Source organism: Pseudoalteromonas sp. MMG033 (genome assembly GCF_057197785.1).
On sequence record NZ_CM170070.1, the window covers coordinates 3,903,760 to 3,923,265 of the forward strand.

The 19,506-nt window shown below is 37.1% G+C and carries 19 protein-coding genes; 8 read left to right on the forward strand and 11 right to left on the reverse strand.

All coding sequences use genetic code 11. From position 1 onward, the window contains the following. Positions 1 to 183: 183 nt before the first annotated feature. Entirely contained in the window at positions 184 to 1,392 is a 1,209-nt protein-coding gene (locus AC2CZC_RS16940; RefSeq protein ID WP_211036931.1) for a tyrosine-type recombinase/integrase, read from the reverse strand. A 46-nt stretch (positions 1,393 to 1,438) separates the two neighbouring features. Further along, positions 1,439 to 2,371 carry an aromatic amino acid DMT transporter YddG gene (yddG, locus tag AC2CZC_RS16945; protein WP_484582693.1) on the reverse strand — a complete coding sequence of 311 codons (933 nt, stop codon included), beginning with the start codon at positions 2,369 to 2,371 and terminating at the stop codon, positions 1,439 to 1,441. 163 nt (positions 2,372 to 2,534) lie between these two features. Here yddG and AC2CZC_RS16950 point away from each other — a divergent pair, with 163 nt between their 5' ends. Next, positions 2,535 to 3,044: a peptide-methionine (S)-S-oxide reductase gene (locus AC2CZC_RS16950; RefSeq protein ID WP_484582694.1), complete on the forward strand. Its 510-nt coding sequence runs from the start codon at positions 2,535 to 2,537 to the stop codon at positions 3,042 to 3,044. A gap of 313 nt (positions 3,045 to 3,357) precedes the next feature. On the opposite strand, the gene AC2CZC_RS16955 is transcribed toward AC2CZC_RS16950, so the two are convergent. The 3 genes from AC2CZC_RS16955 to AC2CZC_RS16965 all read right to left on the reverse strand — a co-directional run bounded on the left by AC2CZC_RS16955 (position 3,358) and on the right by AC2CZC_RS16965 (position 6,061). Then, positions 3,358 to 3,699 carry a hypothetical protein gene (locus tag AC2CZC_RS16955; RefSeq protein ID WP_484582695.1) on the reverse strand — a complete coding sequence of 114 codons (342 nt, stop codon included), beginning with the start codon at positions 3,697 to 3,699 and terminating at the stop codon, positions 3,358 to 3,360. A 69-nt stretch (positions 3,700 to 3,768) separates the two neighbouring features. Then, complete coding sequence (locus AC2CZC_RS16960; RefSeq protein ID WP_484582696.1) at positions 3,769 to 5,592, reverse strand: hypothetical protein; 1,824 nt, start codon at positions 5,590 to 5,592, stop codon at positions 3,769 to 3,771. Between the two features lie 151 nt (positions 5,593 to 5,743). Further along, complete coding sequence (locus tag AC2CZC_RS16965) at positions 5,744 to 6,061, reverse strand: hypothetical protein (RefSeq protein WP_063360035.1); 318 nt, start codon at positions 6,059 to 6,061, stop codon at positions 5,744 to 5,746. 231 nt (positions 6,062 to 6,292) lie between these two features. Between AC2CZC_RS16965 and AC2CZC_RS16970 the strand changes: the two genes are divergently transcribed. Together AC2CZC_RS16970 and AC2CZC_RS16975 are read left to right on the forward strand one after the other, a co-directional pair. Further along, on the forward strand, positions 6,293 to 6,808 hold the full coding sequence (locus AC2CZC_RS16970; RefSeq protein WP_484582697.1) for a hypothetical protein: 516 nt from the start codon (positions 6,293 to 6,295) through the stop codon (positions 6,806 to 6,808). Positions 6,809 to 7,426: 618 nt separating this feature from the next. After that, complete coding sequence (locus AC2CZC_RS16975) at positions 7,427 to 7,948, forward strand: flagellar protein FlhE (RefSeq protein WP_484582698.1); 522 nt, start codon at positions 7,427 to 7,429, stop codon at positions 7,946 to 7,948. 23 nt (positions 7,949 to 7,971) lie between these two features. Here AC2CZC_RS16975 and AC2CZC_RS16980 read toward each other — a convergent pair whose 3' ends face one another. Further along, complete coding sequence (locus AC2CZC_RS16980; RefSeq protein ID WP_484582699.1) at positions 7,972 to 8,457, reverse strand: hypothetical protein; 486 nt, start codon at positions 8,455 to 8,457, stop codon at positions 7,972 to 7,974. Between the two features lie 693 nt (positions 8,458 to 9,150). Continuing rightward, complete coding sequence (locus tag AC2CZC_RS16985) at positions 9,151 to 10,743, reverse strand: hypothetical protein (protein WP_484582700.1); 1,593 nt, start codon at positions 10,741 to 10,743, stop codon at positions 9,151 to 9,153. A gap of 193 nt (positions 10,744 to 10,936) precedes the next feature. Here AC2CZC_RS16985 and AC2CZC_RS16990 point away from each other — a divergent pair, with 193 nt between their 5' ends. Beyond that, a complete protein-coding gene (locus tag AC2CZC_RS16990) occupies positions 10,937 to 11,485 on the forward strand; it encodes a DinB family protein (RefSeq protein ID WP_484582701.1) in 549 nt (182 codons plus the stop codon). Between the two features lie 197 nt (positions 11,486 to 11,682). Beyond that, a complete protein-coding gene (locus AC2CZC_RS16995) occupies positions 11,683 to 13,419 on the forward strand; it encodes an ATP-binding protein (RefSeq protein ID WP_484582702.1) in 1,737 nt (578 codons plus the stop codon). Between the two features lie 37 nt (positions 13,420 to 13,456). On the opposite strand, the gene AC2CZC_RS17000 is transcribed toward AC2CZC_RS16995, so the two are convergent. Both AC2CZC_RS17000 and AC2CZC_RS17005 read right to left on the reverse strand, forming a co-directional pair. Continuing rightward, entirely contained in the window at positions 13,457 to 13,687 is a 231-nt protein-coding gene (locus AC2CZC_RS17000; protein ID WP_484582703.1) for a hypothetical protein, read from the reverse strand. 19 nt (positions 13,688 to 13,706) lie between these two features. Continuing rightward, positions 13,707 to 13,985 carry a hypothetical protein gene (locus tag AC2CZC_RS17005; RefSeq protein ID WP_484582704.1) on the reverse strand — a complete coding sequence of 93 codons (279 nt, stop codon included), beginning with the start codon at positions 13,983 to 13,985 and terminating at the stop codon, positions 13,707 to 13,709. Between the two features lie 199 nt (positions 13,986 to 14,184). Between AC2CZC_RS17005 and AC2CZC_RS17010 the strand changes: the two genes are divergently transcribed. After that, positions 14,185 to 14,688 carry an RNA polymerase sigma factor gene (locus tag AC2CZC_RS17010; protein ID WP_484582705.1) on the forward strand — a complete coding sequence of 168 codons (504 nt, stop codon included), beginning with the start codon at positions 14,185 to 14,187 and terminating at the stop codon, positions 14,686 to 14,688. After that, a complete protein-coding gene (locus AC2CZC_RS17015; RefSeq protein WP_484582706.1) occupies positions 14,688 to 15,245 on the forward strand; it encodes a hypothetical protein in 558 nt (185 codons plus the stop codon). The genes AC2CZC_RS17010 and AC2CZC_RS17015 overlap by 1 nt, the downstream gene beginning before the upstream one ends. Positions 15,246 to 15,670: 425 nt before the next feature. On the opposite strand, the gene AC2CZC_RS17020 is transcribed toward AC2CZC_RS17015, so the two are convergent. Continuing rightward, complete coding sequence (locus tag AC2CZC_RS17020) at positions 15,671 to 15,883, reverse strand: hypothetical protein (protein ID WP_484582707.1); 213 nt, start codon at positions 15,881 to 15,883, stop codon at positions 15,671 to 15,673. A gap of 336 nt (positions 15,884 to 16,219) precedes the next feature. Between AC2CZC_RS17020 and AC2CZC_RS17025 the strand changes: the two genes are divergently transcribed. Then, positions 16,220 to 16,480 (forward strand): hypothetical protein, encoded by a 261-nt coding sequence (locus AC2CZC_RS17025; protein ID WP_484582708.1) that lies wholly within the window; start codon positions 16,220 to 16,222, stop codon positions 16,478 to 16,480. Positions 16,481 to 16,620: 140 nt separating this feature from the next. Here the strand turns inward: AC2CZC_RS17025 and AC2CZC_RS17030 are convergent, their stop codons facing one another. Then, the gene (locus tag AC2CZC_RS17030) at positions 16,621 to 19,500 is read right to left on the reverse strand and encodes a hypothetical protein (RefSeq protein ID WP_484582709.1); all 2,880 of its coding nucleotides are present in this window, start codon (positions 19,498 to 19,500) and stop codon (positions 16,621 to 16,623) included. Between the last annotated feature and the right edge of the window lie 6 nt (positions 19,501 to 19,506).

Here is a 19,506-nt window from a genome sequence, read left to right on the forward strand (position 1 = left end):
AAAGCTTACCAAAAAGAACACATCATACATAAATATACTTTAATAATGTTTAACATAAGTGCATATTACTTATAATCAAATTTTATCAAAGGAATAGAAGGTTTAGATTGAAGGTCGAGTAGGTAAATACTAAGCTGCTGTACATACAATGCAATGATGCACAGCATGGGTAAAAAATCGAGTTTACAATTTCCGCTTAACGCCAGACTTTGCGCGCTCTTTTATATTCGTTTGAATATAGATCTGGTCAGTTGTCGCAATTTTTGAATGGCCAAGATCTTCAGATAAGTGCTTTAACGGTCGTGTTTGGGCATCATGAGTGGCACCAGTGTGCCTTAACCAATGACTGGTCGCAGCTTCTAAGTTCTCAGATTCTTCACTAAAACCATCTTGTTTCAACTTATCAATGGCTAAGTCAAAACTCTCTTGTACGATACGTCTTAATTGGCGAACATTCATGCCGCCTTGTCCACGTAGTTTATGAATAATTGGGTGAGGCTCATCAACACGGGGAAGGGAGGTTAAACCGCGCGACTGTCTATATCTTTTGAGGTATTCAACAAAGTCATCACTCAATGTGACATCACGAAGCTTATTACCTTTACCCATAATTCTTAAAAACCAAAAGCCATCCTGATCTTGCCAGAAATGACTCATTACAGGGGACCATTGGGGACGCTCAGATAGCTCTGATATACGTAGATAAAGCCCTTTTAGGCACGCAAGGGTAAACAGGTTTCTTTCAAGTTTTGGGTTTTGCTCACACAAGTCTTTAGTCACACCAAAGACATATTCCCATTGCAAATCACTCAGTGTGTCAGGGAGCTTAATTTGTGACTGTACGACCAAATAAGGACAGTTCTTTTTAACAACAGGCACAAAGTTGGTGAATGATTTTTCCTCTAAAATTGCAAATTTATAGAAGACATTAAGCGCCGTGAACATGGATGCGAGCGTTTGCTGGCTCACGCCATTTTCTTTAAAAACAAAAGGGCGCCAATTAGAGTTAACTTGTCGAGTGCCTTCATGATTTTTAAACCGCCACTGCACAGAGTCTGCAAGCCAAGCTTTATCTGGCTCGACAACAAAATCAACATACGCTTCTATGTCTTCACGTTTAAGTTCAAATACAGATTTTTCTTGAATGAGCCAACTCCAAAGATGAAAACGCTCTATCTCATTTCTAAAGCGATTGAATGTTGCCTCTGATTTGCGCCCATAAACGTATAAAAACTGATAAAGAAACTTTAACTCGTCCAAACATACATTTTCTTCAAGCCGATTATCATTTAAAAACTCTGCCATTGCGGGGTATTCACTTTGCAAAGTCTCATCATCTAAATGGGCGATGAGATATCTGAGTTGTTTTAGCGTATCGACTAACGGCGTCATATATTGTTGATCCAAGCGGTATGTTTGTATCAAATTATATGTATATTTATTCAGTATTGTCTAGCACAGTTTGTACCTGGCTAATTTGTTGATTTTTATAGCGTGTTGATTGCCAGCATAATAAAGAGCCAATCGTTACGGCGACAACACCGAACCAAAAACTTTGCTGCAAAGTCACACCTAAAATAATAGCAGCGAAGATACCGGAGAAAACCGGGGTAAAATAAGAGATGGCTGCAAGTAAGATCATATTGCCGCCAATAATGGCTTTATTCCAAAGGCCATAGCCTAGCGCCATTCCACCACCGGCCAGCACCAGCATAAAGACACTTTTGAAGGAAAAGCCTGACGAGAAACCAGCGTCCAATAGGTACCATTTTAGCCACAATGTGCATGCCGTAAAAATGAAAAAGAGCGTAATTGCGTTTTCGCCGTTAGACATAGTCTTGGTTAAGTTACAGTATATTGCCCAAATAATTGCCCCACTAAAGGTAAGTACAAATGCCAATGGGTTACTCATGATATTTGCCAACATCCCTGCAAACAGGTTTGACTCACCCGAAACGACAAAACACACACCGATGAAGGCTATAATACTGCCTGGGATCAATAACTGGAGATTGGCTTTACTATGTTTACAAATTACCGCGCCTAAAATGGTGAATAAAGGCCAAAGATAATTAACAATCAGTACTTGTGCGGATTGCTCTCTGGAGTTAGCAAAGCCAAGTGACAGTGAAAGACATAATTCATATGCAACAAAAAGAAAGCCACCAATAACAACATAACGTTTTGGGTATTTTTTGATATTTGGGAGTCCGGAAAAGGCGACCAAAAATAACGCAGAGTAGGTGTATACCAGCGCAGCACCGCCAATCGGGCCAAAGTCCTCACTCACGATACGTACGATGTGTAAAACAGCACTCCACAGCAGTACAGCTATAACGCCAAATAGTGTAAATTTGTATCGAGACAGCAAACTTTAGGCTCCCAAAAAACGCTTAATTATATAGATTTTGAGTTTGACTGCACCTATTTTAATTATGCAGGCAGTTTTTAATCGAATAATTTATCCTTTATATGGGGAGTGATTGTTATGCTAAATCATATAAACGGTATTCTGTGTTTATTGAGAGGTTGTTTTGAAAACTAAGCTGGGTTTGGGGGGAAGCTGTTACTGGTGTACTGAGGCGATATTTCGCTCATTAATTGGCGTTGAAAAAGTAGAGCAGGGCTGGATAAACAGCTTTGATAACAACGAATGGTTTTCTGAAGGGAAATGCTTGGCATTTGATAAAAACATCATCACCTTAGCTGATTTGGTTGAGATACACCTTTTTTCTCATAGTTCAACTTCAAACCATTCAAAAAGAGATAAGTATAGAAGTGCTATTTATTGCTACAGCACCGAGCAGCAAACTGAAGTAAAAGGTGTATTGTCAGTACTTCAAAAGCAATTTGAGCAACCCATAATTACGCAAGCATTATTACTTAATGAATTTAAGCTATCACCTGAGCATTACCAAGATTATTTTTATACCGCACCGGATAGACCATTTTGTCAGAACATCATCGCCCCCAAATTGCTCAATTTAATGGAAAGGTTTAAAAATAAAGTGAACACTCCGCTACTTAATAAAGCTCTGAAATAACATTTGTTCTATATATTAGAATGGTTCATTAATTAAATACCGTAATTTTTTATAGTTTCATTCTAATAAATAGAACATCAGTCTAATTTATAGTGAATTTTTAATTTTGTTCAATAAGTGGAAGTATGTACTCTTGAAAGTGTTATTTCAGTTATATGTTTACGTTTCTCGTAATCGAATGTAATAAGCTTAGCTTAAAATACAACATAATAAAATTATGTTAAAAAGCAGTTTTTATAGAATAGTGAGAGAAGTACACAGGATATATTTCAGAAATAGCCCAGATAAGTCTGGGCTTGATATTGAATGCTATTTAACCATGATTCTCATGGAAATGTGCACCGTGCTGATGGTGCCAATGTCCATTATGACTATATTCCACACGGCCTTGTTCAACACGGCGCTTGTGACCGCAATCTAAGCCATGGCCGTGTTTATGCTTTTCATGGACTTTGATTTTAGCCTCATGAACCTCGCCGGCATGATTGTGATGGTCATGACCACTGTGGTTGTAATCAAAATGGTCAACATGCCATTCGGCTGCATGGCCGCAGTTATATCCATGCTTATGCTCATGCTTATCATGGGAAACATGATCAGTTGCCACTGCGGCACCTGTAACCCCTAAAGCCAATGCTAAAATAATTACCTTCATAGAGTTTCTCCGATTGTGAGTATCAAATCTAAACTAGGATGCTTTTAACATTTTAGCAACTTACTCTGATCAATAAATGCTCAGTAAGTTATGCATAGCGCGGATACGCGCACGATATTGTGCTTTCAAGTATTCTTGAGTCTCTTCTTGGCTCAATGTCTTACTATGCTGTCTAATATTTTTCAGCCAAAGGCGCTGTGTTTGGCGAACATGATCGGCATGCTCTGTGTTTCTTAACCGTTTATATGCTGCTGTGAGCTCTCTGTCGTACAGCGCGAGTCCAGCACTGGAGCAAATCGCTTTTTCTTGTTTTGATTTTGCCAATTTACAATCAAAACTAGCCGTAATTTGAGCAGAGGTTTTTTGGCCTTTAATTAATTTAAATTCTGATGCCTGCTCTGCCACCTTTGGCCTTGGGTTTTTTGTAAAATAAAATGATAAGTCATTGCCTTGCGAGTCGACTAGCGTTTTATCCGCTCCTGCGGCGATAAGTGCATTGATCACTTCTAAAGAAGCATTCTCCGCAGCATAAGTGAGCGCTGAACGATTAAGCCTTTTTACATCATTAATAAAAGCACCCGAACTACTGTATTCGTCGTCTTCATCGATAAACGTGACGGCGTTAATATCCGTGCCAGCAGCTATTAAGGCATTAACGGTGTCTAGATCGTTGAAATGTGCGGCTAACATTAAATATGTTTTGTTAAACCAGTTCTTATAGGCTGCTGCTTGAGCAAATTCTTCTGCACTTAAGTCGTTCAGTAAATATTGCGCTTTAAAATACTGAGGAGAGCCCGCTTTTAAATCCATATAACCTTGATAGGGAGCGAGTAATCTTCCTAAGAATTGATATATCAATGTTTGCGCATAAAAGTGGGCTTTGTCTTTGTCATATTTATGATATGACATGTAAAAATGCGCAACTTGTAGTTGTGCGTCTGCCATATGGTTTTTTAGTGTGAGTAACTCTCGATGACTCCATGCATCCACATTGCCAAATAATGCCAAGATATTATCAACCTGTTTTTTCCTCGCGCAGATAGCAGCGTTTTTATCACAACCGCCTTCACCTTTTACTTTCAATGAACTAGGTGTTTTCAAATACGCTTCAAATGGTTTTTTTATTACAAAATACGGGCTTCCCCAAGACCCCATCAACATAGGGTTGCCTTTAGTCATAATAGATTGATGTGCCAGTTTGTTTAGCGCGTTCAGCGATATTAATACTGGTAATCTAGTTTCTTCAACTTCACAAACGACCTCATGTTCTAACGCTTCTGTAAGTGCAATAACCTTGTTATTGTCTTTGATGTAATAAGCATTTCCCTGATGTTCAAATGGGAAAGAAATATCCGTGACTTGTAGGATCTCAGATAGCTCACGATCAATACTAAATGGTCTGTTTACTGTGATACTGTTTAAGTACTCAGCGATGTTATCACGCTTTGCAATGTAAAAAGTGCGCTGCCAATTGTTTGGGCTCTGTGAAAAAACTCTTTTAACTGTGTATAAAATACTAAGGTTGTTTACAGACTCTAAATGAGTAATGTAAAGCTCCTGCCTAATATTATCTTTAGCTTGAAAATGGTATTTAAAGGATGGGAACAGTTTAAACGAAGAAAATGGAGCACTCTTGACAGAAAAGTTTGATTCAATGGGGATGTCAAAGGTATCTATATTATTATGGTTTATTTGAGTGCCATCTCGAAATGATGGTGACAACCAACTTCTAAAATCCACATTAGTGTTTTGTTTATATTCTTTTTGGTAAGCAACTAAGAATTCGGTACAGACTTCAGCTTTATTTGTAGTCAATTCTACATTTAACAGCGGGCTTGAAAATGAGTGAAAAGAGAGACATAAAAAGGTAGAGAGGGCAAATTTTTTAATCATGTCATAAAATCCATTTGTTTTTAGAGTATTATATCTAAACAACTGCTCCTTTACTTCAAAAATTTAAATTTATATTCGTTAAATTATTTTTTTGGGAATATAATAATGCACTCACAGCGCAAGTGCATTTCAGAATTCATATCGGTGATAGTTAGTTCATTCTTAGAACATCATGCAGCGGATATAAACCAAACTTTGTATCATGGCATTTGTTTGAAATATGCTCTCCGTTGTCAGCTTTATAGACAACTGTTTTATCTGACTTCATTGCATAAAACATCATGCCAAGATACTCGTAGAAATTAGGGTGAGTAGGCTCCAATTTAAGGGTTTCATGTCTATCAGGCCAAATCCAAACAGATCCATTTGACTGCATACTGATACTACTGATTTTATCTGAGCAAGTGACTTCTTTAGCTTGTGCTGTGCTCGCTAGTAATAAAAGAGAAAGTAGTGCTAGTTTTTTCATTATAGATTTCCTTATTTTTTATTTAATTACACATTTACAGCGCGTATGTAATTTAGTCTTTAAAAGTTACAAACACTTAAATTTAATTTGAAAATAAATAAGAAAACGTATGACTCTTGACCTAATTTTGTAAAACACCTTGGAATGGCACTTGCTTAATTAATAGTCAGGCAAGTAATGACGCTTTTTAATTACATATGCGGCAGATAAATATTTTAAAAGGAAATTATTATGAATGTGAGTGATCGGGTCAGTACTCAAGGTGCTTATGAAATCAAACATAAACCTACAAGTGTTCAACGCTCAACATCAGGTTCAGTTAGCACGACCCAAGAGCCTGATAATAGAAACGAGTACCTTAAATATATAGATTCAGCAAGTGAAGAAAAGCTTGCCCAATCTATTGATGCAATCAAGAAATACGGCCCCCCAACAGCCATGTTTAGAATGGAAGACATCTTAAATTCACATAATGTCGAAGAAATGCATGGCCGTGTATCAAGAGCGATTAGCCATTTTAATCACGAGGCTGAGCTATTTCACAAGGAAGAATTGGCAATTATCAAACATGGAGAAGGAGAGGGCAAGTCGGCTAAAGAGATCATGACAGACTTAGCTGCTTTGCGAGACAAGCAATCTGAATTATTTAAGATGGCAACAAGTTGGGGAAGTAAAAACCTGGCGCACCCCGATAATTACGACAAGCTTCTAGCTGAGACTTCAGATTACATTAACACCTATGTTTAGCGATTTCATTTTTCGTGCCCAAATTCTATATCTGATGCTTGAATTAATTCAAGGTCCATAATAGGTACGAAAAAATCATTGATTTATAAAATGACAATAGTATGACATTCGAAACATAAGCCACATCTTAAAGTCAGTTGATGTGACTGTTTCAGCATAGTAATGGTAATAACCTTTCACCTTTTTATTTTTTTTAACATTTGACGTTACAACTATCGTGATTTTATTGATAATTCAAAATTCCATTTTTGAGTAGATATTTTCCTGTTTGAAGACAGTTAAGGGTGTAAAATTCTAAAATTATTAAAAGTTATGCTTCTGTTATTTAAATTATACGATACTTCTGTCATTTAACCTGTAAAGTCGTACTCATTTATAGGGTAATAAACAACTACGTTATGACAAGTTAGCCTTATTATAACGAGGTGAAAGGGAAAGTTCTTATTGTGATTTTGTAATGAGTAGAATTTTTATTCTATTAAAAAGATGTATACAAAAAAGATAGCTAAACGTATTTCCCCCTTTCATATTGATTGAAATTTAATCATGCATTATTGACATGTTTCTAATGAGTTTATTAATGTGGATGCACTTTTTATGGAATAGAGGAAAAGGAAAATGACAGTAAAAGTCAGTACATATCTTTCTGCAATCGTAACGTCTAGCGTATTATTTGCTGGGGCTGCAAATGCTCAACTAGGTGCTTTACCTTCAATAAATGGTGTACAAGCGCCTTTTAAAAGTGAAGTAATAGAAGAGCAAGCGGCTGAACCAATAAATATTAGCGGTGGCGCGTATGCAAGCAATGGCAACGCACCATCTCTATACAACTCTGGTCGATACTCATTCTTAAACTTGCCAGTAGTTGGTGCTGTATCATCGAGTGCCAAAATTACAGTAGTGAACTATTACTACAACTATTCATATTTACCAAGCGGCATGCGCGCGTACCTCTGCTGGAATAGCACCTCAACTTGTGCGGACGTGACTGGTCGTAGATCTGGACGTTTAGAACAATTTAGAAACAAAGCTGCAAATAAACCATTTTTCTTCGCATTTGGCGTAGCTGGAAACGGTAGTGCACTGTCACCTCCAGCCTACGGTGGAAATAGTCAAGTAATAGTAAATTACAGCTTTTAAACCTTTGATATAAAGGTTTTAGCCTAAGCATGAGTGTCTACTGCTAACATACCTGCTTTAACTTGGTAATCTAGTGGTAGCGCTCTATTAAAATCCATAATCCGATTGAAAATTTCAGCATCAGTAGCGCCTTCATTTTTCATTTTGTTATATATTTCGATACGCTGCTCTGTAACTACAACTGCTTCTTTATCAAATTTATCTGATTTGCTTGCCCACTTTGCAAACGCCTCTACATCGTTTAGCGGTGGCGCTTCATTAAGATTAATCATCATTTTATTAGGGATAAATGTCACAGCTTCTGCTATCTCAGCTGCAAAAGAGGGGTCTGATTCTACTTTTTCTCTAAATCCTTCCCATGCAAGCTTTCTTTGTGGCTCATTTGAAGACTGTTCCGTTTTATCTGTTTGTGTAGAAGCTTGAGTAGACTCTTTATTGCTAACAGCTTGTGTTTGCTGGTACTGGGAAGCCGCATTCGTTACTTGGTATGGGTTCGAGTTTAAAATCATGACTTATCTCCTTATCTCAGTAACAAATACTTAGCAAGTAACAGGCCAATCGAAGAAATAAAAAATTTACATAAAATACAATGTGTAACATAAAGCAAAAATTAGCATGGCGACAAGTTGCCGCTTTTTCGAGCTCCAAGGCTGAGCATTGCCGCTTAATTTCAGATATGCTGGTTAACAGTTTGCAGAGTACGATGAAGTTCTTTTCCATGTCCCAGAAGCGCTGCCAATTCAACCACTGATTTGTGTATAAATAATGTCTGAGGTACCAGATGAGTCAGATCAACACCAGTATAAATTTGCTTATTGAGGTAGCAAGAGAGAAAGTAGTAAGTTGGTCGATTATAGATTTTCTGAACCAAGCGCCTTTTTGAGCGAATGACTGTTTTCACAGCACAGTTTACAGGTTACTTTTCAACAAAGACTTTTTTCATGCCTAAAAAGAAGGTGTCGTTGAAGTATTTACATCTTATATTGCGCAAGAGCAAAACATAGCTAAAAATCGTGCTAACCTTTTTGTTTATTTCTTTTATTGCAGTATATCTTTCAAAATAGTTTTGCAACCAATGCCTTATCACAAACTATAGATTGATAAATTTCAGACGATGCGAAATAGTTAGAGTATAAGGTTATAGAAGAGCTTGAAGCGAATATTAGCCAACCTGTATAGCTGGTTGGCTAATAATTAAAAGATTAGATAATAGCGTCTAGCTTATTCAGGTGAGCTTTAATCTGCTCTCTATCTTCGTTAATGCCATCAATAGAAACAGATATTTTGTTTAAAACATCACGGCGATTATCAATGTTTTTGTTGTAAATGTTGCAAAAAGTATTTCTTTTATAGAAGTAATATATTACGTAAGGTATCAATGCTAATGCAGGAAATAATGACCAGTCTGATTGATAAGAAAATACAGCAATCGCGACTAAAACACACATACCAATTAACTTAAAGATGGCAGAGAGCATTTTTTCACATTTTGTATCTTCGTATTCCATAAATGATTTTTCAGAGTCCCAAGTGTGCTTATCTATATTTGAAAAATATTCTAAAGAATAAATTTCTTTTCCGGATTCAAATACAGCATGTGAGTCAGCAAAAATTACCCAATCACCTATATCTAGGTTACTTAACATTTTTTCAGGTAAACGCTGTGTAAGTACTTTCCCTGATAGGCTTTCTAAAACTGCATGACCGACCATATTTGCACTTCGAGTTTCATGGGTATGGGTATCAACAACTTGAACATAATCAACAGATTTTTCTTTTACCCACTGACCGTCAATATAATGTGTTTCCGTGTTGTAAACTTTTTCTGTTGAATAAGTTTTCTCCTCATATTTGCCATTATTAACATTAACTTTTCTTTTAGTATCAATGACCTTAGCAACGTGAAGCCTACAATAGACATCTGCTTTATAGTTTGAATCATACATACAGTTGTGTTCATATGTCTCTGTGTACTCTTTAACATACATAGAGGCAAGTCTTTCTTGCTCTTTTCGCTTTTTATCTACTAATGCTTGGGCAGCCTGAGGCTGTTCTACACATAGTTTGCTATTTACCTTTTCAACAGAAGGAGAATTTTGAAGGGGTCGTTGCGAAAGTGCAGCTTGCCCAAGTAAATCCGATAAATTATCCAAACTACCTAAAACAAGCTTATAAGCCGACTTTTCTTTATTATACGATTTAAACGAAAATAGACATTCGATTAGAAAAACAATAGGAGTCAAAATCATTCCATACATAATAAATTCATGATTTTGCTCGAAAAATGCAAAAAGCATTAAGAGAAGTCCAAAAGTGAAAAAACGAGGCTTACTCCATCCTGGGTGAGGGTAAGCTGTGTTATTCATTATCCACTGGTTTGATTTTTTACCATGAATCACGGTTACCTCTGCGATAGAGTTGTTTGTGACTAAGTTTCTGGCCTCTGAGGAAACGATATCGTATGTTAATTGTGTATCGAGAAAGGATATTAGGCTAATTAAGTCGCCTTTTTTTAGGTTTTGGAGTAAATCAGATTCACTAGATATTGAGGTTTGTATGATGTTGCCGTTTTCATCTTTTACTTCAACCCACCAATATGCATAATCGAAACTTTGTGTTTTTTTCTCTTCTTTTTTATTAAATTGGCGCTTATAGTAATGTAGAGAGACGATTTCGCCTGTAATACACGCTGTATTTGGGTGAACCTCTCTAATATCATTTAAAATTTTAACTAATGATACTGCGTCATTATTAACAGTTTCTTGAATATTTTCATTTGTAATTGAATCTGACACTAAAAATTAACTCCATATAATAATTATCAATGTAATCAGTTGGATGGCGACGGATTCTAGCATAGGCTAACAAAAAAAGCATAAATATAAGGTTTAATTTAAATGGTATATTTAAGCCAAATCGAGACTATTAAAGTTAGTTATATTACTTAATCCGAAAATTAACTATTTAAACGTGCTAAGTTAAAAGAGTATGCTGCATATCAAACACTTCAAATTAATGGCTTTGTATAACCGCAGAATGAATGAACAACTCATTCAAGCTGCTCATACCTTAACTCACGAACAGCTAATTGAAGACAAAGGGGCATTTTTTAGCTCAATACTGGGGACTTTTAATCACCTCATCATAGGTGACTTAATTTGGTTATTAAGATTTTCTAAGCACTCTAATCGTTTTCAATCTCTTTCCGAACTAAGCGAGTTGCCTTATCCATCTAGCCTTGATGAAATTTTGTTTAATCAGTTTGAAGACCTGATCGCTGTCAGGCAGCGTTTGGACCAAACAATTTTGCATTGGTTGAATAATGAAGCACAAGAGTGCGATTTTCACAAAACCTTGAGTTATAGCAATTCTCTAGGTGAGAAAAGCACCCGAGAATTTAGTGAGTTGGTATCACATATGTTTAACCACCAAACTCACCACAGAGGCCAATTATCAACCTTGTTTAACCAACTTGAAATTGACATAGGCAGCACTGATTTTTTGTTAGACATACCGGATTTGAATCAACAGAAATAGCAATCATCAACACTTAAATGCAGGGAAATGCACATTGATAATCTTTTGGCTAGTATTAATAGCTAAGACATCTCATGGCGTAAGAGATTAATGGTAAGTTTCTATGGCTTAAGCGATAGTGTAAGTTTATAAGGACTGTTTTACGGACAACAAAAACCAGTAACGCCCTGAATAGCTTACGCTTAAAGTTTTCTCTTGTGATCTTAATCGGCGTAGGGCTGACTTTGGTTTCATTATTTTTTTATCACAAAGTTGAAAATCAGTGGCGTTATTATTCCAAAGATATTTACGAAGTTTACTATTTGCATGATGATCTTGTTCAGCATTTAGGTTATGGCGGATTCATACATGACTTTAAAAACCTAGTGTTACGTAAAGACAAATCTCGCTATGAATCTAAGCTAAGACAATCGATCTACGAAATTAAAGCGCTCATAACAAAACTTCAAAAGTATGAGCAGTATGACAGCAAGTCGCTACAAATAATCAGAAGCGTAGTACTCGAATACGAACACAATCTCACACTGACACTAAAATTGATTGAACAAGGTGCTTCGAGTGAAGAAATAGACAGAGCCGTTCAAGTTGATGACACAAACGCGTTAGCCGCGTTGTCTAGGTTTCATTTAGATAGCCGAGCTCGAATAAGTAAGGAAGAACAACAGCTAAACAACAACTTTGTGATTGCTCATACTGTCAATGTTATAAGTGTAATGATATTTATCGGGGTATTAGTTTTATATTTTTTTAGGCTCAGAGCCGCCTTTGAAAAAGAGCACACCTTAACGATAGAAGCACAGCAGGCCTCAAAAGCAAAGTCAGATTTTTTAGCCAATATGAGCCATGAAATTAGAACACCATTAAACGGAGTAATGGGCTCACTACAACACCTTCAGTCTTGTATAACTGACAAGCGTCACTTAGAAACAGTGTCTATCGCACTGTTCTCCTGTAAAAATTTACTTCGTATTATTAGTGATATACTCGGTTTTTCGAAAGTTGAAGCAAACCAACTTTCTTTAGAAGTAACCGAGTTTTCAATAGATAGCATTGTTGATCCACTTGAAGCAGATTTTTCATCACAAGCAAAACAAAAGTCTCTTTCATTTCACATAATTCGCGCAGATACAATTAAGCACAGCATGTGGCTTGGCGACTCAGTTAGGATTAGACAAATTTTGATAAACTTGATCTCTAACGCTGTGAAGTTTAACGAAGAAGGTTCTGTAACTGTCAACATCGACCAAATTCAAAGTGAGGGACAATACCTACTTGTTTTCGAGATAAAAGACACCGGAATAGGTATGTCTAAACTTGGGTTAGATAATTTGTTTATGCGCTTTAAGCAGGCAGATAATTCAATAACTCGCAAGTTTGGAGGAACAGGATTAGGTATGGCTATTACTCAAAATTTGATATCCTTGATGGATGGCCAAATAGAGGTAAATAGCAGTGAAGGGGTAGGGACTGACATTCGTGTTACATTACCACTGAAAAAGCTTCAACATAAAATCTCTCGCAGCTGCACACCTAGCGCTGTTCAGACGTTGACAGCACCAAATTTATCAAACACTTATATCTTAGTTGCTGAAGATGATGCCATTAATATGAGAGTAATAAGTGCAATGCTTGAAAAGACAATGGCTCAATTTGATGTCGCGAAAGATGGTGTTGAAGCAGTTGAATTATATATAAAAAGACTACCTGATATCATCCTGATGGATATTCAAATGCCAAAAATGAGCGGTATCGAAGCTTGTGAAATAATAAGAATTGAAAATCAAGAAGTACCAATAATAGCGCTTACCACTAATGTAATGAGTACAGATATTGAAAAATATAAGCAAAGCGGATTTACTTTTCACGTAGCCAAGCCCATAGACCAAACAGTTTTATATGAATCATTGAATAAATATTTAGGGCAGGAGAATTAAAAGAGTTGGAACTAGTTATCTCCAACTCTTTATAAACTTAATCACCTATTAGACTTTTATAAACTGACGCAACCATAGGGTTGTTTTCGCCTACTTTCTTTGTCCAATAAATTGTGAGTTGTGTTACAACAACAGCAAAACACAAAGCGCTCACTTCAAGGAATGTAAAAGGAGAGAATGACATCACAAGTGCTGTATTGGCCCAGCAAAAAATACATAACACCCAAGCTGCAACCAATTTTTTTTCATTTATATTTAATGATTTCATATTTAGAACCTCTAATCGATTAATTACTAAGGCCACGCTGGCCAGTGAGTTTGTTTTTAATCGCACGAATAATTGCTTTTCTACCGTCAACAACAGCGACACCTAACACCGCAGCAGTACACCATATTGCTAATTCAGTTATGATTGCTGCAATAGTAACTGCGGTGATATGCATACTTTTAGTCTCAGTACTAAAAAGTACAGCAAACATAGCGAACCAGCTTAAAGTAACGACAAGCCAAATTGTTCTTAGTACGCGCTTTTTATTCATATGTAGTAACTTTTTCAAAGTTTGCATTTTTGCTTCCTTTATAATTAAGTAAATGAGTTGTTTGATCTGGTTAGTCGTGCAAAAAAAATAATCATTACAAACTTTTTTAAGTTTTTTCATTCGTTATACAATCAACAGCAATAAGGGATATAAAAAATCTAAATTTTTTGTAATGATTGCGTTTCTGCAACGACTAATAATAAAAACAACTTGGAGGCGTAGATCGTTGGTAAGTATCACCAAGGACGTAGATAAAGAAGAAGTCATCTCGCAGTTTTGGCCACAAATAAGTCGTGCCGCATCAGGGTACGAAAGTCGACCTGCTTTATCAGATGAATTGGCACAAGAGATGGCGCTATCTGTTTGGCGATCGCTAGAGGGGTTTAACTATCAATGTTCACTCAATACGTATATTTACCGTGTAATTCACAATACGGCAATTGATCACATAAGACGACATAGTAAAATTTCAGAAGATGAATTGGACGAAACAACACTTTGCGAATCTCCAACACCAGAGAAAAGCGCTTTACAAGCGCAAAGGCAACATCAATTGATCATTGCGGTCAACAAGCTGCCACTCAGTTTAAGGCAAGTTATGCTGCTGAAATTAGAGGACTTAAATAACATAGAAATGAGTGAAGTGTTAGGGATAAGCGAAGCAAATGTCGGTGTGAGGCTACACCGAGCAAAAGAGCAATTATCAACATTACTAGCAGGTATGAACTAATGGATAATAATGAATTTGAACAATTGTCATCCCTTTGGCAATCAACGGAAAAAAAGCCTCAACCACATATGGATCAGTTACTGAAACGACATAAAAGGCACAGTGCAATTTTAAAGTTTAATGTGTGCTTTGAAGCGTTGGCAATCCTCATTGTTTGTTACGCGTTAGTGTGGGCATATATCGAAGGTAAGGGATTAATTGAACTTGTCTGGATTGGATTTGTCACTTTTTGGGCGATTGTCATTTTTGTTTTGACTGTAAAAAGTCGCTTAGATAGCTTGAACCAACTGAAAAGTGAGAATATAAGCACTTCTCTTGAAGTTCACAAAAAATTATTGAGAAACGAGATCTATAGATGGACCTTATATACCAAAGGTACTTGGATATTTATTTTAGGTTTTGGCATCTTTAACTTGAGCATATGTTATTCCGATGTATGTCAAATAAACGACTTCGCCCTTGAAGGGGGGTTATTACTGGGGTTGCTTGCATCCATTGCGTTCTATATCTTTAGAAATCAAAAGGCCAAAGAAGTTTTAAAAACGTTAGAACAGTAGGCTGAAACGAACAGAATGACGAAAGCATGACCGTTTGTTGTGCTTTCAAAATTATAGATTTTTGAAATGAGACCTTCTAAAGCACAAAGAAAAGCTTCGCAAGGATATGTATATAGTATTGATAACTTGATGAAAAAATTCGAATTATTGAAGAGCAAGGTTGAATCAATTTTGTAACTGCACGGAAGGAATTTCCTCAGAGTATAGATCGTAAGTATTTTGAAGAAAACAGGTATTTGTCAAATAAGTTCACGGAATTTGGTTATGATTGACAAGTTCATCCTGTATATAGGTGAGCCTTGCAACCTGAAAACCCACTTCAAATATTTCAAGAGCTGCAACTAAATGGTGGTGATAGCTAGTAAATGTATAACTAAGCAATGTTCTCATTAAGCACATTGCTCATAGTTAAATTTACTAAAAGCTTATAAAAAAGAAACTAGCTTAACAACTTGAATTATAGCAACAAATGTACCGCACATAATTAAAAGGTTGGCGCGACTTTTTAGCTTTTGTGCTTCTTCTTTCTCTTTGTCAGCTAGGTTAGATTTAAGCACCTTGCCTTGGAAAGCCATGCCTACGGATACTAAAAGAATGATAAATGTTATGGTTAAATCTGTCATTGATTCAGGTGACACTGAAAGACCTCTAATAAAATTGACGAGTTACGTTAGCTTGACTAAAAGCAACAAGGAATTTTAAAAGATCTCCGTCAATAATAAAAGGATTGAGTAACATATTTGCCAGGGTAAGGTATCTATTATGGAGCGGTAGTAAAAGTGGAAAGCAAAAGACATCTCTCCATCAGATTCAGCGAAGTAGGTAATTTCACCAATATATGCATTATGTTAAATTGCATATTTTTTTATTTATCACAGCAAAAGGCTACGGGTTTTTAGGGGAGTCGACCTTGAGAAATGACTTATCTTGAACTAGATTATGTTCAAGATGCATCAGATCATGGAGTGACGACTATGGTTAGAGATCGTTATGAAAAATGGATCGAAAAGAAAGTTACTTTAACTGTATCTGAAAACCTAAAAATTTATAAAGTGGCTTTCTGGTCATTTATTGCTGGGTTTATGTTGTTTCTAACATTGGGATTAGTCAATGAAGGGGCTATTTTTAGAACTATAATTAAATCCCTGTATCCACCTAAAGAAATTTATAAAGATGTAGTTGTAACGCGCGGTTTGAAATTGGAAAAAAGTGCGTTTGAAATTAGATATAGTTAAATTATGTTAAATAAACCATATTCAAACGCATTACTTATCATATATTGAACTTTTGATTTTTAAATCCAATTCTGTAGACACTTATCTACTTTAATTGCTCAAAAAACTGATTAATTCAGAATTAACTCCAAAATTTTTAGTCATTTTTTCAGCCATCCTAGTGGCTCTGTGATTTGTGCAGTGCCGAAACAGACTATATTGCCGTTGCCATCTAGCATTGTTGATTGAGCATTCACACTGTTTATTGCACCGTCATCACCCCAATCAGTGCCATTATGTTTAATTTCTGTATATGCATAGTTTAAAAATGGTTGTCCGTTATGTTCAGTTACATAACTTAAAGCTTTAAACGCAGGGCCGTTATTGGCTGGAAGCGTTAGTTCAATTGGTGGGTGTGTTGCAAAATCCAGTTTGTTATCTTTTAGCGTATATGATGAAAGTACATAATCTTTGTGCGTTACATTGTCGTCGCACGTCATGACCTTGTTGATCAGGCTATATCCAAGCATTGCACCATGAGGCGCTTGGTACGACTTTGATACAAAAACATCACCAATTGCATGCTTTCCACCTTGCACATTAGAGTTGTTTGCATTTTTTGTAAGTTTTGCATTCGTCATGTAATTAACAATCACTACATTGCCATCTGCAAATATTATTGGGTCACCAACTGAGCTGGTTGCTACATTCAGGCTGTGCGATACATCAGTTGAAAGCCAACCATTTGTTTCGTTGTAATATTGACAGCTTGTTTTTTCGATAGAGTGGACAGGTCGACTCAGCATCTTTCTTTCATTCATACCATTTGGTAAATCAACTGAATAGCCCCCAATCCAGCCGCTCCTTAAATCATTACAACGCAAAATGTTGGCTGGGTGTCCAAATACATCAGAGTGCATGTATTTGCCTGAAACAGATGGTAGTAAATCGTTACGCATTAGGATCACATAATATTCTCCCGTTGGAAAATCTGAACTGACATCACCTGCGCTAGCACCTACATACGTAGTAGCGTCAACGTTATTTCTGATAGAACATACACCTAATGGGTAGAGTGTTCCACTTTCACCAATGATAAAGCAGCCGTGTAAGTCGACGTCATTATAGCTACTAAAGTTATATCCATCCCACTCTGAGAATTCACTAGAATATCGTTGCCCCGACGCTACTAGCTTAGTATATCCAGCACTATAAACAGCACCTGTAGTTGTAACTTTACCTACTTTAGTTATTCCTAGGAGTTCAACGCCACGATACTGACCTGACTTAACTTTTAAGTCTTGCTCTGCAAAATCTTCTAAACTCAAAGCTTTTGACGAATATCGCATATCGCGACACACACCTCCTTGGCCGTTCGTATAGATTGCATCGTAACAACGCCTGTCGGGTCGGCCGGAATTTTCGCCAATCTTGCCTCGGCTCAATATTGGTGCGCCATTGACCACACCAGCACCAGCATAGCCGATATTATCTGGGTTGAACGCATCGGATTTTGAGTTGATAAACTTTGTTCTTGCGTCATGCCACGCTATAGCTCCGGTGCCATTTTTAAAACGCACTGGCGCAGTGCCTGAAAGGTTTAATGGGTGATGAACACCTTGGTTCAAACGATTTACAGTGCCACAGGGCAAAAAATATACCAAACCATCGCTAGATGCAGACGTGTTCCTTTGGCTAGTGTAAACGCCTTTGTCAACTGGATTTGTAGAATAATTACTGAGTGCTGAAAAGAAACCGCTTGAAGCGGTTAGATTTTTCTCGGGAGTATCCATTTTCCCATGAACAGGCACTCTTGATGTATTGTGCGCATCGAAACCAATAACATAATTCAAACTTTCACCTGAATTTAACCAATCACCATTACCCAAACCAGCAAAGCTTCGACCACGCACACATTGCTGATAAAACTTGCCCGTTGCGTCATCAAAATAAATATTGTTAGCTGGGTCAGAGGCAATTGCCATGCGCTGTGCTTCGGTTGCAGTTTGCCAGTTTACCCCTCTACCACGACTCGTTGTATCACCCTCGTACCATGCAAAATATTCAATCGGGCGTATATTGTCATCAGATGTTGTAACGCCATTGATGTTTGGGGCGCGGCTGTGAATCAAACCATATCTATATACAAAAGGGTCAGCATGATTTATTTCTCGTAAAAAAGAGCCAAAGCCCCACATATCTACTCGATTTGTAACGACTTTGTTGGTTTCTGTTTCGCTGGCAAACGCAATTGAAGGTGAGCTATGCGTCACTGAAATTCCCGTGGCGCTATCATACGTGCGCGTACCGTCTTCTGCGGGCGGGAGTTTTATAAAAACATAATTAATATGACACAGTTGTTTTAAATCAAAAAGCAAGCCCGAGATATGCAAGGTTGAATACTTTGTTTTTGATCTACCTTGGCCACCAGAGTCAGTTTCGGCAACACCTAATGACATAAGGTTTGGTGAGCTTAACCATGTCCATAATCCCTCACCTGCGGCGGGGTTTGTTTCTATGTCGATATGCAACCCCATATTCACAAACCCAGAAGCTACATACTTCTCTATATTCTGCTGCCGTCGCGCTTCGAATTCAACTTTGCGCATAGCCCAAGGGTAGGGATTAACGGCGTCTATTTCACTTTGCATTTGGCGAAGTGTTTTAACTGTTTGCGTATTTCCATCTAAATCACTGAACTGCACAGAGCCTAATTTTGTTTGCCAGTCGAGCATTGATTTATAATTGTCATTAACCATTTTGGATGCGTTATTGAGTGCTGAAACTGCTGTATTGAAGTCGCCTGAAGTCGGCAAAACTACGCAAGGTACTTGGCTTTGGGTTGCATTTGGCCAAGGCTTGATGAGTTCGATAAATGTGCCATGGCTCGTGACGTAGGCTTTGAATATTTCGACGGGCGCGAATGAACTCAGCACTAACGCATCACTTGGCCTAATGTTAGCTACGCTCTGATTGTCATTGATTTTGATGATGTTACTGCCATTGGTGGCATTTGAATTTGTAGAGTTAAACCAGGTCATTTTTTA

What these genes read in the sequence shown, in the direction of transcription:
- AC2CZC_RS16940 (WP_211036931.1), bottom strand. Translation starts at nt 1,392, where the DNA reads ATGACGCCGTTAGTCGATACGCTAAAACAACTCAGATATCTCATCGCC.
- AC2CZC_RS17000 (WP_484582703.1), bottom strand. Translation starts at nt 13,687, where the DNA reads ATGAAATCATTAAATATAAATGAAAAAAAATTGGTTGCAGCTTGGGTG.
- AC2CZC_RS16955 (WP_484582695.1), bottom strand. Translation starts at nt 3,699, where the DNA reads ATGAAGGTAATTATTTTAGCATTGGCTTTAGGGGTTACAGGTGCCGCA.
- AC2CZC_RS16990 (WP_484582701.1), top strand. Translation starts at nt 10,937, where the DNA reads ATGCTGCATATCAAACACTTCAAATTAATGGCTTTGTATAACCGCAGA.
- AC2CZC_RS16980 (WP_484582699.1), bottom strand. Translation starts at nt 8,457, where the DNA reads ATGATTTTAAACTCGAACCCATACCAAGTAACGAATGCGGCTTCCCAG.
- AC2CZC_RS17030 (WP_484582709.1), bottom strand. Translation starts at nt 19,500, where the DNA reads ATGACCTGGTTTAACTCTACAAATTCAAATGCCACCAATGGCAGTAAC.
- AC2CZC_RS16970 (WP_484582697.1), top strand. Translation starts at nt 6,293, where the DNA reads ATGAATGTGAGTGATCGGGTCAGTACTCAAGGTGCTTATGAAATCAAA.
- AC2CZC_RS16960 (WP_484582696.1), bottom strand. Translation starts at nt 5,592, where the DNA reads ATGATTAAAAAATTTGCCCTCTCTACCTTTTTATGTCTCTCTTTTCAC.
- AC2CZC_RS16975 (WP_484582698.1), top strand. Translation starts at nt 7,427, where the DNA reads ATGACAGTAAAAGTCAGTACATATCTTTCTGCAATCGTAACGTCTAGC.
- AC2CZC_RS16965 (WP_063360035.1), bottom strand. Translation starts at nt 6,061, where the DNA reads ATGAAAAAACTAGCACTACTTTCTCTTTTATTACTAGCGAGCACAGCA.
- AC2CZC_RS17005 (WP_484582704.1), bottom strand. Translation starts at nt 13,985, where the DNA reads ATGCAAACTTTGAAAAAGTTACTACATATGAATAAAAAGCGCGTACTA.
- AC2CZC_RS17025 (WP_484582708.1), top strand. Translation starts at nt 16,220, where the DNA reads ATGGTTAGAGATCGTTATGAAAAATGGATCGAAAAGAAAGTTACTTTA.
- AC2CZC_RS17015 (WP_484582706.1), top strand. Translation starts at nt 14,688, where the DNA reads ATGGATAATAATGAATTTGAACAATTGTCATCCCTTTGGCAATCAACG.